Raw genomic sequence first — 12679 nt, forward strand, 5'->3', positions numbered from 1 at the left:
AGATTTTGTAAAGCGAATCCGAGAATGACACCGCGCAGCCGTCACGACGGAAGCGGAGCGCCTGTCCACCCAGGCTGCGGGAAAGAAGGCAGGGACAGAGCAGCGCCGATGCCGATCGGTCACTGGCCGATCTCGACGGCCACCACACCCCGTGACGATCCACTCTCTGTGTCGGTCCAGGCGCCACCACCCCATCGGCACACCCCGTGCCGACCCCGACACCCCGCGCGGCAACCGAGCCCCGGCGTAGCCCACGCCCGACCGCTACACCGCGTGTGCCACGGGGTGAAAGGTGAAATAGCGATCGAGGGTAGTGAAATGGCGGCTGCGGAGGTGCTTGGGTTCAAGGGGTGGATGCAACACCCACCCCTTGAACTCCGTGGAGTGTTGCGATGGCGCTACCGCCGATGGGTGGGTTCAGCGCAGTAGGACGTCGCTGTCCGGAGGTAGGGCGTTGATCGGCCACCAGCGCAGGTCGGTGGATTCGGCGCTGCGTACCGGGACGGCGCCGGCGGGAGCGACGATCCGGAACAGTAGGTCCAGATGTCGGGTTGGGATGCCGAGTGAGCAGGTGATCGGATGTGCTTGCGCGCCATACAGTTCCGGATCGAGCCATAGATCCGTCAGGCCGGACTCTTCGGTTGCCTCCCGCAGTGCGGCGGCGGGTACCGTGTCGTCGGATTCCTCACAGTGGCCGCCGAGCTGGATCCAACGACCGACTCGGGGGTGCAGGGTCAGCAGCACCTCGCGTTCGTCGTGCGAAAACACGACCGCCGACGCTGTGATGTGACCGGGGACGTGCTCGCGCAGGCAACCACGCGGTGCCGAGCCGAGAAACGCCAGCATCGCCTCCCGCAGGGAGGCATCGGGTCCCGATGCCGGGCGCCACGATTCCAGCAACTCCGTCGCCGAAGCATGCAACGAACTCGCGCTCATCGATCCGCATCCCGGCTCGGGATCCGCACCTCTGGTGGGCACCCACGACAGGCGCGGATCCCGGTCAGGGAGGTGAGGTCTCCGTGGGTCACAGTTCGACCAGGCCGAGGCCAGGGCCGTACACGGGACGCGGGGTCAATTCCTCCAGCGGATGGCCGATGGCTATGCCGCCCAAGGGGTTCCAGTCCTCGTCGAGGCCGAGGACGTCGCGGGTGATCTCCGGCGCGAAGATGGTCGAACCGATCCAGCAGCTGCCGAGCCCCTCGGTGGCGAGGGCGACCAGCAGCCCTTGAACGGCCGCGCCGACCGCGACAGTGAACATGGTCCGCTCGTTCGCGCGGCGGCGCTCATCCGGATAGTCGTGCGCACCGTCGGGCACACAGAACGGGATGATCACCTCCGGGGCGTCGAAAAGGATGCGGCCGCGGGCAATTCGGCGCTCCACCCGCTCCGGCGGCAGCCCGTCCGCGGTGAGGTCCTCGCGCCACTTCTCCGCCATCGCCTCCAGCAGCTGCTTACGCAGACCGGGTTTGCGCAGCCACACGAAACGCACCGGGCGGGTGTGATGGGGCGCCGGCGCGGTCAAAGCCACCGCGACAGCGGAGCGGACGCGCTCGGGATCGACGGGTTCGTCGGCGAACTGCCGCACCGACCGGCGCAGCAGCACCGCCTCCGAGCGGCCCTTCTCGATGGCCTCCGCGGTGCCGAGCCAGAACAGGTCGTCGGTGCCGCCGCGCAGCAGGTCGGCGGCGGTGGAACCGTCGTCGGTGACCGGAAGCCCGCGCACCACCGCGACCGGGACACCGCCGAGCTTGCCCTTCACCAGGTCTGCGGCGGCCGCGAGTTCATCGGCGATCGCGACCTGCGTGACGTGCAGTTCATTGCCCTGCCCGTCGACCGCGCCCGCGTAGTTGTGCAGCACCCGAAGTCCTGCGGCGCCGATGGCGGCGTCGGTCTGTCCATTGCGCCAGGCCCGGCCCATGGTGTCGGTGATGAGCACCGCGACCTGCACCCCGAGCCGCTCTGCGAGGGCTGTGCGCAATGCCTTGGCGCTCGCATCGGGATCGGCGGGCAGTAGCACCAATTCGCCCTGTTCGACATTGGATCCGTCGACTCCGGACGCGGCTTGCACGATGCCGAGCTTGTTCTCGGTGATGAGGGTGCGGCCCTTGCGCGCGAGCACTCGCACGGCCTCCTGGTCGACCAGCGCGCGGCGCGCGGCGTCGCGCTCCTCCAGGTCGAGCGGGGCCGCCACAATCCTGCCCTCGGCCTTGGCGACGATCTTGCTCGTCACCACGAGCACGTCGCCATCGGCCAGCCATGGCGCGCAGGCGGCGATGTGTTCGGCGACGTCGTCACCGGGGCGGAATTCCGGCAGTCCGGTGATCGGCAGAATCGTCAGCTCGGCGGCCGCGTGGTCGTATTCGTTCACGGCTTCACTCCCGCGAGGTCGAGCGCCTCCCGCACCATTTCTGCGGTGGTCGGCGGATCGGTCATCAACAAGGGCACGCTGCGCACCTCCACGCCGGGCACATCGGCGGTGTCGGTGGTGTGGATCAACCAGCCGTCGAGGATGCCGGTGGCGGAGCGGGCGCCGTAGTAGCGGCCGATCGCCTCGGCCGTGGTCTCGACGCCGATCACCGAGAGGCACTCGTCTGCCATGCCGCGCAACGGCTTGCCGTCGATCACCCCGGACACCCCGATGACCTTCGCATCCGTGGTGCGCAATGCGCCGCGAATACCCGGTACCGCGAGGATCGCGCCGATGCTCACCACCGGGTTGGACGGGGCCAGTAAGACGGCGTCCGCAGTGGATATGATCTCGGTCACATTTGGTGCAGGTTTCGCCTCATCTGCCCCAATTGTGGCGAATCCGTGGGTCTCGATGTCCGCGCGGTAGCGAACCCACCACTCTTGGAAATGGATCGCGCGACGTTCGCCAGGGTTGTCGGGGTCGCTCACAACCACGTGCGTTTCGCATCGATCGTCCGTTGCCGGGATGAGTTTCACACCCGGCTGCCACCTATTGCAGAGCGCCTCCGTCACCGCCGACAGCGGGTACCCGGCGCGCAACATTTCACTCCGAACCAAGTGTGTGGCGATGTCCCGATCGCCGAGACCGAACCAATCGGGCTGCGCGTGATATTTGGCCAGCTCTTCCTTGGCGTGCCAGGTTTCGCCGAGCCTGCCCCAGCCCCGGTCGGTATCGATTCCTCCGCCGAGGGTGTACATGCAGGTATCGAGGTCAGGACAGATGCGAAGGCCATGCATCCAGACGTCGTCACCGACGTTGACGATCGCGGAAACATCTGCCTCGGGCAGCAGTTCCCGAACGCCCTGAAGGAAGCGCGCGCCACCGACTCCGCCCACCAGGACGGCGATCCGGGGCCCGCTGGCAGGTGCGGTGTCCGCTTGTTGTGGAGTCACATCCGCACAGCCTATGCGGTACCGGAGCGGCCGCAGTTCATCCCATATTTGCTGCTCATTTGCTATTTGGTGCTTCAAGATCAATCCGGAATGCGGTTGCGGATAGTAACGGAATTGCGACGGCGGCTTGACCATCGACACGTCCGGCGTGTCTAATCACAGTCATGTCATTTCGGGTTCGCGTGAGAGGTCAAGGCGCGGACAGTTTTTCGAACAGATGTTCGCATCGAAATGACAAGCTCGGGGATGTCCGCGGGACAACGTCGCGGGGTACGGCCGTCGGTGTGCGTGTTGGTCCGACGGAAAGAATCATTCTGCGCTAACACACAGTGAGGAGGCGGAGCGATGGCCAACGAAATGGTCTCGCCGACCGATTCCACAGCAGGCGCAGCACGTGGCGTCTGCGCAGATATCGGCCGGATCGAGCATGAGGGGGGTAACGAAGTCTCGGCACCACCCCGGCTCAGCCTGGTCGTGACGGGCTTCGACGAGATGTTCGAATCCATCGAGGAGCAGTGGCAGGAGCGCGCCCTGTGCGCGCAAACAGATCCCGAGGCGTTCTTCCCCGAGAAGGGCGGCTCGACCCGCGAAGCGAAACGGATCTGCCTGGGCTGCGAGGTACGCGACGAGTGCCTGGAATACGCACTCGCGCACGATGAGCGCTTCGGCATCTGGGGCGGCCTCTCCGAACGCGAGCGGCGCCGCCTGAAGCGTGGCATCGGCTAGAAGACGTGAGGCCAGCCTGCCTCGATGCACACGTTCGCGGCGGGCTGGCCTAGATTTTGTTCATGGCGCATTTTCGGAACCGACGACCACCGACCGCTCGGTCGGTGATCCGCCGCGGTCGTGGGCTGCGCGGGCCGATGCTGCCGCCGACGGTACCTGCGTGGCGAACGCGCGGCCAACAGTTCGATCGGCTGGTACTGGAGGCGTTCGCACCACTGGACACCCGCTGGCACGACCGGCTGACCAAGCTGGACATCGCGGTCGACGATGTACCGAAAATCCGTCCGCTGCACCCTGATTCGGTTACCTGGCCGGATGAGGTGGTGGCCGACGGGCCGGTGCCGCTGTCGCGGCTCATCCCCGCCGGCGTCGATCGGCACGGAGTGGCCACCCGTGCCCGCGTCGTGCTGTTCCGCAAGCCCCTCGAACTGCGCGCGGGCGATCCCGAGGATCTGGTCGATCTGCTCCGCGAAGTCCTCGTCCAGCAGATCGCAACGTATCTCGGCGTCGACCCCGACCTGATCGACCCGGAGGGCGATTAGCGCGAGATCAGTTGTCCCCGAGCGACTCACTAACGGTCGATCCGGACAAGTCTCACCCATTACCTGAGCGTGTCTGCCTCCATCAGGCGGCGTGGCGGGTTACTCTCATCGTCGTGATCCCCATGCGTCGTTGCTGCCGACCAGGCTGCAAGAATCCGGCAGTCGCGACGCTCACCTATGTGTACTCGGACTCGACGGCAGTCGTCGGGCCGCTGGCCACGGTGGCCGAACCGCACTCCTGGGATCTCTGCGAAACACACGGTTCGAGGATCACCGCCCCGAAGGGCTGGGAAATGGTTCGCCACGAAGGCGGATTCTCTTCCAGCACACCGGATGACGACGATCTGACAGCGTTGGCCGAGGCGGTACGCGAGGCGGGACTGCGCCGCCGCCCGCCCGAGCACGATCAGCGCGGCTATTCCGACTACGCCCCACCGCCGCCGCGAGCCACCCGCACCGGTCGCCGCGGTCATCTCCGAGTGCTGCCCGACCCGCCGAGCTGACAAGAGGCGGGACCGTGTCAGGGGTATCCCCGGCAACCACTAGGGTGGTTCCCATGACAGTCGCGCGCTCTGCCGAATTCGTGAACGCGGTGATCAAGGCTTATGACGTTCGCGGAGTGGTCGGTGAACAGATCGACGCGCAATTCGTAAGGGACGTAGGGGCTTCCTTCGCCAGGCTGATGCGCACCGAGGGCGCGACCCGCGTGGTCATCGGCCACGATATGCGGGACTCGTCGCCGAGTTTGGCCGCCGCGTTCGCCGACGGCGTCCTCGATCAGGGCCTCGATGTGGTGCACATCGGCCTCGCCTCCACCGACCAGCTGTACTTCGCCTCCGGCAACCTGGACTGCCCCGGCGCCATGTTCACCGCCAGCCACAACCCGGCCCGCTACAACGGCATCAAAATGTGCCGCGCGAAGGCACTGCCGGTCGGTCAGGACACCGGCCTCGCCACGATCAAGTCCGAGATCGTCGCGGGTGTGCCCGCCTACGATGGCGCACGCGGCACCGCCACCGAGATCGACCTGCTCGCCGACTACGCGGCATACCTGCGCGGCCTGGTCGATCTCGACGAGATCCGCCCGCTGACCATCGCGGTGGACGCGGGCAACGGCATGGGCGGGCACACCGTGCCCGCGGTGCTCGGCACCCTGCCGCAGCTGAAGATCGTGCCGCTGTACTTCGAATTGGACGGCTCGTTCCCCAACCACGAGGCGAATCCGCTCGATCCGAAAAACCTGGTCGATCTGCAGGATCTGGTGCGCAAGTCCGGCGCCGACATCGGCCTCGCCTTCGACGGCGACGCCGACCGCTGCTTCGTGGTCGATGAGAACGGCGACCCGGTGTCGCCCTCGGCGATCACCGCCCTGGTCGCCGAGCGCGAGTTGACCAAGGAGCCGGGCGCAGTCATCATCCACAACCTCATCACCTCGCATGCGGTGCCGGAGCTGGTCACCGAGCTCGGCGGGACCCCGGTGCGCACCAGGGTCGGCCACTCGTTCATCAAGCAGGAGATGGCCGCCACCGGAGCGGTATTCGGCGGCGAACACTCCGCGCACTACTACTTCCGCGCCTTCTGGGGTGCGGATTCCGGAATGCTCGCGGCGCTGCACGTGCTTGCCGCGCTCGGCGAGAAGGATCGGCCGATCTCGGAGCTGATGTCGGCGTATGCAACATATGCCGCCTCCGGAGAGATCAACTCGACAGTGGCGGACGCGAAGGAACGGACGATGGCCGTGGTCGAGGCATTCGGTGACCGGACAGTGTCGGTCGATCGACTGGACGGGGTGACCGTGCAGCTGCCCGACCACGCCTGGTTCAATCTTCGCGCGTCGAATACCGAACCGTTGCTCAGGCTGAACGTCGAAGCCCGATCGCCGGAGGAAGTAGACGCACTCGTGACCGAGATTCTGAGCATCGTTCGCTCCTGACTGGAATAGTGGAATCACAGGCCTTGGATTCGCCCGATCTGGGTTCGGTGTGGATGGCACAGCGCGATGAGGGGAGGTGGGACGCCCGATGATCGCTGGAACACCGGTGCTCGACCTCGACGATGCTGCTTCGCTCGAGGCAGCCGATGCCGGCGGCGCCCTACGCTCGGCCGCTTCCGGTGGCGCTCAGGTGCGCGCCACCGCCGCAGCTGTCGCTGAGGACACGCTGATACGCCTTGCCGACCTACGCCCACGCAGCGTCGTGCTCGTCTCCGGCGCAGGCCGTGCCACACGCGCCGCCGCGCTGCTGGTCGCCGCGCTCGGCGATCGCGCGAGCCTGCCCATCGTGCCCGTTGCTTCGCTACCGCCGTGGGTCGGTCCGCTCGACGTGGTCCTGGTCGCCGGTGACGACGCGGGCGATCCACGACTGATCGATGCCGTCGATCGCGCGGTGCGCCGCGGCGCCGAGGTGGTGGTCGCGGCTCCGCACGAGGGACCGCTGCGCGCTGCTGCGGCCGGCCGGGCGGCCCTGTTGGAGCCCAGAGTCCAGGTGCTCGATCACAATCGCCTGCTGCGCTTCTTGGCCGCGGGAATGGCCGTCCTACGCATCGTGGACCCGACGCGCGCGGGTGCGGCGGTACCCGATCTGACCGAGCTCGCCGATGTGCTCGACGCGGAGGCGCTGCGCGACGGCCCGCACAACGAGGTCTTCCGCAATCCGGCCAAAACCCTCGCCGCGCGCATGCACCAGCGCGGTGTCGTGCTGGCGGGCGACTCCCCCGCCACCGCCGAACTGGCCGAGCACGGGACCGAGGTGCTGCTGCAGTCGGCGGGCCGGGTGGCCGCAGCGGTGGACCTGGCAGAGGCCGTCGCCGCCAATCCTCGAATGGTGGAGGCCGCAGGGCAATCCGCGCCGAATTTCGATCCGCTGTTCCACGACGAGGAGCTCGACGGACCGGTGCCGGTGGAGCGCATGCGCGTGTTCGTGCTCAGTTCCGATGCCGACCAATCCGCCGCGCGGCGCCGGCTGGCTGTCTTCGGGGCCGCCGGGTCCGGTTTGGTGGACGCCGATCTGGTGCGCGCCGATGTCGACCTGCTGCACACCACGCTCACCGACCCGTCCGTCCCGACCCCCGCCAGACAGGACGAACCCGGCTTCGGTGGCAGCGGCCTCGGCACCACCGGGCACGGCACCGAGCTCGAACAGCTCGCGGTGCTCGCCCTCAGACTGGAAATGGCCGCCGCCTATCTACGGCTGATCGGTTCGCGCGGGAGCGCGACCGAGAGCCAGGGGCAGTACGGGGGACGCTACTAGTGCACGAACTCGTTGGTGCGCTGCGTTCCTACGCTTGGGGTTCACGCACCGCACTCGCTCAGTTGTGCGGCCGACCGGTACCGTCCGCGCATCCAGAAGCCGAACTGTGGTTCGGTGCGCATCCCGCCGATCCGGCGCACGTGCGCATCGACGGCAGCACGCGGTCGCTGCTGGAGCTGGTCGCGGCCGACCCGGATCGGGAATTGGGACCCGCCGCACCGGAATTCGGTGGCAGACTGCCGTTCCTGCTGAAGATCCTGGCCGCAGAGGAACCGTTGTCACTGCAGGCGCATCCGAGTTCAGCGCAGGCCAAGGCCGGATTCGAACGGGAAAACCTGGCGCGGGTGCCGTTCGACTCGCCGATGCGCAACTACCGCGACGAGAACCACAAGCCGGAGCTGGTGGTCGCGCTGGATCGGTTCGAGGCGCTCGCCGGGTTCCGTAATCCGCTACGCACCGTCGAGCTGTTCCGCGCGCTGGACGTGCCCGGGTTGCATCCGTATGCAAACCTGCTTGCCGCCCAACCGGATTCGGCCGGTCTACGGACGCTGTTCACCACCTGGATCACGCTGCCGCACGCCGCGTTGAGCACGCTGCTGCCCCAGGTCCTCGACGGCTGCGTGCAGTACCTGTCGGGCAGCGCGGCCGCATCCAAGGGCAGGCGCGAGTTCGCCCCCGAGGCACGCACCGCGCTCGAGCTCGCCGAAGCCTATCCCGGCGATGCCGGAGTGCTTGCCGCACTGCTGCTCAACCGGCTCACCCTGGAACCAGGACAGGGCCTGTTCCTCGCGGCCGGCAATCTGCACGCGTATCTGCGCGGACTCGGCGTCGAAATCATGGCCAACTCCGACAATGTGCTGCGCGGCGGTCTGACGCCGAAGCATGTCGACGTGCCCGAGCTGTTGCGGGTACTGGACTTCGAGCCGATCGACCTGCCGGTGGTGCTGCCGGAACCGGTGGGCGACGGCTCGGTCCACTACCGGACCCCAGCACCGGAATTCGCGCTCCGCCGCTTCGACCTGACCGCGGGCTCGGCGCAGGTGCCACTCACCGCAGCGGGGCCCGGGATCGTGCTCTGCACGTCGGGCACGGTCCGCCTGCTGCACGGCGACGAACAACTGGTGCTGGAACGCGGCGCGGCGGCCTGGATCTCCGCTACCGACACCGATATTCGCGCCCAAGCAGTGGAAGGCAACGCCCAACTGTTCTGCGCTTGCGTGGGAGGTGTTTGATTGCTGTGTTTTTTGGCAGCGCCTGCGGCGCTGCGTGTTCGCGGCCCCCTTGGTCTCGCTTCCGAGCCGTCGAGACTCGCGACTTCGTCGCATGCGCTTCGACGGCTCGGAAGCGAGACGGGCCGCGAACTCTAGTGCTCGGTCTCGCTTCGCTCGGAAGGTGTCACCGTGCCTAGTGGGTGCGTTGGTAGCTGAGCTTGCGACTTCGGTTTGGGCGCTTCGGTGGCTGTGGAGGTGGGATGCGCCGCGAACTCTAGTGCTCGGTCTCGCTTCGCTCGGAAGGTGTCATCGTGCCTAGTGGGTGCGTCGGTAGCTGAGCTTGCGACTCTGGCGGATGCGCTTCGGCTGTTGCGGAGGTGGGATGCGCCGCGAACTCTGGTGCTCGGTCTCGCTGCGCTCGGAAGGTGTCATCGTGGCGAGTGGGTGCGTCGGTAGCTGAGCTTGCGGCTTTCCGTGGATGCGTATGGGTGCTGTGGAACGGGGGCGCGAACTCTAGTGCTCGAAAGGGCCATCGAGCCGAGGGGGCCGCATCGGCGGCGACGGTTGCGACTCTGGGGGATGCGATTGGGCCGTATGGCGTGAGACGGCCGCGAACTCTAATGCTCGATCTCACTGCACATTGAAGGCGTCATCCTGCCGAGAGGATGTCGGTAGCGATGCTCGCGAATTCGGTGGATGCGCTTGGACTGCTGTGGACGGGGGTCGCGAACTCGACTGCTCGAAAGGGCCATCGAGCCGAGGGCCGGGTCGGCGGTGATGGTCGCGACTTCGGTGGAGCTGTTGGGCGCTTCTGGTGCGAATCGGCCGCGAACTGTCGTGCTTGATCTCACTGCACCTGGAAGGTGTCATTGTGCAGAGGGGCTGCATCGGTGGTGATGTTGCGACTTCGGTTGCCCGGGGATGTTCGTCGGGGCGGCACTTGCGACCTTAGGATTTTGTGCGCGGCGGGTGCTTTGCGAGTTCGCCGGTCGAGCGCGGTCGGCTGACAGGCTAAGTTAACCGAGATCGGACAAAGCGGAGAGAGGACCAAACCGAATGTCGGCTGGTGGTGGCAAGAAGGCGATCATCGCCGCGTTGACGGCGAACGCGGGTATCGCGGTGGCGAAGTTCATCGGCGCGGCGATCACGGGTTCGGCGTCGATGCTTGCTGAAGGCGTGCACTCGGTGGCCGACACCGCAAACCAGGGATTGTTGCTGGTCGGGCAGCGCCGCGCCGAGCAGGAGGCCGACGAACTGCACCCGTTCGGGTACGGGCGCAACCGCTACTTCTACTCCTTCATCGTGGCCCTCGTGCTGTTCACGCTGGGCTCGGTTTATGCCATCTACGAGGGCATCCACAAGATCCAGCATCCGGAGGAGCTGAGCTCGCCGATCGTCGCGGTCGCCATCCTCGGTATCGCGATCGCCTTGGAGGGCTTCAGCTTCCGCACGGCCATCCACGAATCCAGGCCCCTCAAGGGTGATTCGAGCTGGTGGCGATTCATCCGCAACTCGCGCAGCCCGGAACTGCCCGTCGTGCTGCTGGAGGACAGCGGCGCGCTGGTCGGCCTGGTGTTCGCCTTCGCCGCGGTGGTGCTGACCATGGTCACCGATGAGCCGATCTGGGACGGCATCGGCACGCTGGCCATCGGCATCCTGCTGGGGGTCATCGCGATCGTGCTGATCATCGAAATGCAGAGCCTGCTCATCGGCGAGGGCGCCACACCCGACGAGGACCGCGATATCCGCGCGAACCTGGTCGACGACACCCGCATCGATCGGGTGATCCACGTGAAGACGCAGTACCTCGGACCGGAGGAAATGCTCGTCGCCGCCAAGGTGGCGATCACACCGGGACTCGACATCGAAGAGATCGCCGCCGCCATCGACGCCGCTGAAGCCAGGGTCCGCGCCGCCGTGCCTGCGGCTCGAATCATCTACCTCGAGCCGGATCTGTACCGCACACCGACCAGCTGACCCGCACCGGCGGATCACGACTTACGCTGTACCCCAACGCTATCGGGGTGTCCAACAGCCTATTGCCGAGCAGCGGGACAGCGTGCAACCGATCGGCCGTGGCTGACAACGCGCAGAGCAGGCTTGTAGATCTGCGCAGCCGCTAGGCCGATACCTGCGGCGTCCGCAGCAGGTCGAGCGGGTCGGTGTCGATGCCGAACTCCTGCCACAGCACGTGCCGAGCGGCGTGTAGACCGTTCATGCCGTGCACGCCGGGGCCGGGTGGGGTCGATGCCGAGCAGAGGTAGACGCCAGGCAGCGGCGTTGCGTAGGGATTCCATTTCGGGGTGGGCCGGAAGGCGGTCTGACGCAACGTCATTGCGCCCGCGGAGATGTCACCGCCGACGTAATTGGCATTGTGGGAAGGCATTTCGGCGCCGGTGCGGACATGCGAGGCCAGGATCAGGTCACGGAATCCGGGGGCGAAGCGTTCGACCTGCTTGATCACCGACTCCGTCATGTCACGGGTCGAGCCGTTCGGCACATGCGCGTAGGTGTAGAAGGTGTGAGCGCCCGCCGGAGCCCGGCTCGCATCGACGACACCGGGCTGGATGGCGAGCACGTAGGGCCGCGCTGCGTGTTGTCCTGCGGCAACGGTCTTTTCGGCGGCCATTGCCTGCACGCGCGTGCCGACCAGATGCAGAGTCCCAGCGAGATCGCAGCCCTCGGCCTGCCATGGCACCGGTCCCGACAGCGCGAAGTCGACCTTGCACGCAGCGCCGCCGTAGCGGACGCGGCGCAGGCGTGCGGCGTAGCGTTCCGGCAGTTGAGGGCCCGCGATGCGCAGCAGTTCGGCTGGGGCCGTGTCCAATACGATCGCCTGAGCATCGCCGAATTCCGCCAGTGAGTCCACGCGATGGCCGGTGACGACCCGGCCACCGAGCCGCTCGAGTTCGGCGATCATCGCATCCGCAATCGCCTGACTGCCGCCGCGCGGCAGCACCCAACCGCCCGCATGCGCGAGGGTGCCGAGCAATAGACCGGCCCCGACGGCGGGAAACGCGCGCGGTGGGGTGATCGCGTGCGCGGCAACACCGGTCAACAGCGCGGGCGCGGCGGACTCACGAAAACGCATGTTCCACAACGGCGTTCCCTGCTCCATCATGCGCAGGCCGAATCGCACCGCGGTCGCGAGGTCTCCCGGAAGATGGCGCAGATCCGACATCGCCAGTTCGACCACCTCGCGCCAATGGTCCACGAGCGGTCCGAACAGTGAGCGCCATGCCGCGCCGTCCCGGCCGAGGCCGTACACGGTCCGGTCGAGGTCACGCCAGGCCAGCCCGGCGTTCCCACCGTCGAGCGGATGCGCGTAGGACACCTGCGGTACCAGCAGTTCGACCCCGTGCGCACGCAGGTCGAACGCACGAAAGAACGGCGAGGCCAGCGCCATCGGATGCGCACCGGCGCACACGTCGTGCCGATAGCCGGGCAGGGTCACCTCGGCGGTCCGGGAACCGCCGCCCGCGGCGTCCTGCGCCTCGTGCACTTCCACGTCGAGCCCGGCCCGCGCCAGTATCACCGCCGTGGCGAGCCCGTTCGGTCCGGATCCGACGACTACAACATCAGGCATACT

At 67.1% G+C, this 12679-nt stretch carries 11 protein-coding genes; 7 read left to right on the top strand and 4 right to left on the bottom strand.

Annotated features, from left to right (window positions below):
- Positions 1–417: 417 nt before the first annotated feature.
- The 3 genes from OHA42_RS35770 to cofD form a co-directional block, all read right to left on the bottom strand.
- On the bottom strand, positions 418–936 hold the full coding sequence (locus tag OHA42_RS35770; protein ID WP_406232559.1) for an NUDIX hydrolase: 519 nt from the start codon (positions 934–936) through the stop codon (positions 418–420).
- 88 nt (positions 937–1024) lie between these two features.
- Positions 1025–2368 (bottom strand): coenzyme F420-0:L-glutamate ligase, encoded by a 1344-nt coding sequence (locus OHA42_RS35775; protein ID WP_406232561.1) that lies wholly within the window; start codon positions 2366–2368, stop codon positions 1025–1027.
- Positions 2365–3363, bottom strand: coding sequence for a 2-phospho-L-lactate transferase (gene cofD / locus OHA42_RS35780; RefSeq protein ID WP_328405382.1), 999 nt, complete (start codon positions 3361–3363; stop codon positions 2365–2367). The genes OHA42_RS35775 and cofD overlap by 4 nt, the downstream gene beginning before the upstream one ends.
- Positions 3364–3855: 492 nt before the next feature.
- On the opposite strand from cofD, the gene OHA42_RS35785 reads away from it, so the two are divergent.
- The 7 genes from OHA42_RS35785 (at position 3856) to OHA42_RS35815 (ending at position 11067) form a co-directional block, all read left to right on the top strand.
- Positions 3856–4089: a WhiB family transcriptional regulator gene (locus OHA42_RS35785; RefSeq protein WP_040709504.1), complete on the top strand. Its 234-nt coding sequence runs from the start codon at positions 3856–3858 to the stop codon at positions 4087–4089.
- Positions 4090–4151: 62 nt separating this feature from the next.
- Positions 4152–4631, top strand: coding sequence for a metallopeptidase family protein (locus OHA42_RS35790; protein ID WP_328405384.1), 480 nt, complete (start codon positions 4152–4154; stop codon positions 4629–4631).
- 122 nt (positions 4632–4753) lie between these two features.
- Positions 4754–5134, top strand: a complete 381-nt coding sequence (locus OHA42_RS35795; RefSeq protein WP_328413358.1) for a DUF3499 domain-containing protein — start codon at positions 4754–4756, stop codon at positions 5132–5134.
- 53 nt (positions 5135–5187) lie between these two features.
- Entirely contained in the window at positions 5188–6564 is a 1377-nt protein-coding gene (locus OHA42_RS35800) for a phosphomannomutase/phosphoglucomutase (RefSeq protein WP_406232563.1), read from the top strand.
- An 88-nt stretch (positions 6565–6652) separates the two neighbouring features.
- On the top strand, positions 6653–7879 hold the full coding sequence (locus tag OHA42_RS35805) for a tobH protein (RefSeq protein WP_406232565.1): 1227 nt from the start codon (positions 6653–6655) through the stop codon (positions 7877–7879).
- The gene (gene manA / locus OHA42_RS35810; protein ID WP_406232567.1) at positions 7879–9111 is read left to right on the top strand and encodes a mannose-6-phosphate isomerase, class I; all 1233 of its coding nucleotides are present in this window, start codon (positions 7879–7881) and stop codon (positions 9109–9111) included. The genes OHA42_RS35805 and manA overlap by 1 nt, the downstream gene beginning before the upstream one ends.
- Before the next feature lie 1035 nt (positions 9112–10146).
- Positions 10147–11067, top strand: coding sequence for a cation diffusion facilitator family transporter (locus OHA42_RS35815; protein ID WP_406232569.1), 921 nt, complete (start codon positions 10147–10149; stop codon positions 11065–11067).
- A gap of 142 nt (positions 11068–11209) precedes the next feature.
- Here the strand turns inward: OHA42_RS35815 and OHA42_RS35820 are convergent, their stop codons facing one another.
- Complete coding sequence (locus OHA42_RS35820; RefSeq protein WP_406232571.1) at positions 11210–12676, bottom strand: phytoene desaturase family protein; 1467 nt, start codon at positions 12674–12676, stop codon at positions 11210–11212.
- Positions 12677–12679 lie beyond the last annotated feature (3 nt).

Origin of the sequence: Nocardia sp. NBC_01009 (assembly GCF_045208035.1) — a bacterium.
Taxonomy (GTDB): domain Bacteria; phylum Actinomycetota; class Actinomycetes; order Mycobacteriales; family Mycobacteriaceae; genus Nocardia.

Coding starts and splice junctions, on each gene's coding strand:
- OHA42_RS35770 (WP_406232559.1), bottom strand. CDS start 936: ATGAGCGCGAGTTCGTTGCATGCTTCGGCGACGGAGTTGCTGGAATCG.
- OHA42_RS35785 (WP_040709504.1), top strand. CDS start 3,856: ATGTTCGAATCCATCGAGGAGCAGTGGCAGGAGCGCGCCCTGTGCGCG.
- OHA42_RS35790 (WP_328405384.1), top strand. CDS start 4,152: ATGGCGCATTTTCGGAACCGACGACCACCGACCGCTCGGTCGGTGATC.
- OHA42_RS35795 (WP_328413358.1), top strand. CDS start 4,754: ATGCGTCGTTGCTGCCGACCAGGCTGCAAGAATCCGGCAGTCGCGACG.
- OHA42_RS35800 (WP_406232563.1), top strand. CDS start 5,188: ATGACAGTCGCGCGCTCTGCCGAATTCGTGAACGCGGTGATCAAGGCT.
- OHA42_RS35805 (WP_406232565.1), top strand. CDS start 6,653: ATGATCGCTGGAACACCGGTGCTCGACCTCGACGATGCTGCTTCGCTC.
- OHA42_RS35815 (WP_406232569.1), top strand. CDS start 10,147: ATGTCGGCTGGTGGTGGCAAGAAGGCGATCATCGCCGCGTTGACGGCG.
- OHA42_RS35820 (WP_406232571.1), bottom strand. CDS start 12,676: ATGCCTGATGTTGTAGTCGTCGGATCCGGACCGAACGGGCTCGCCACG.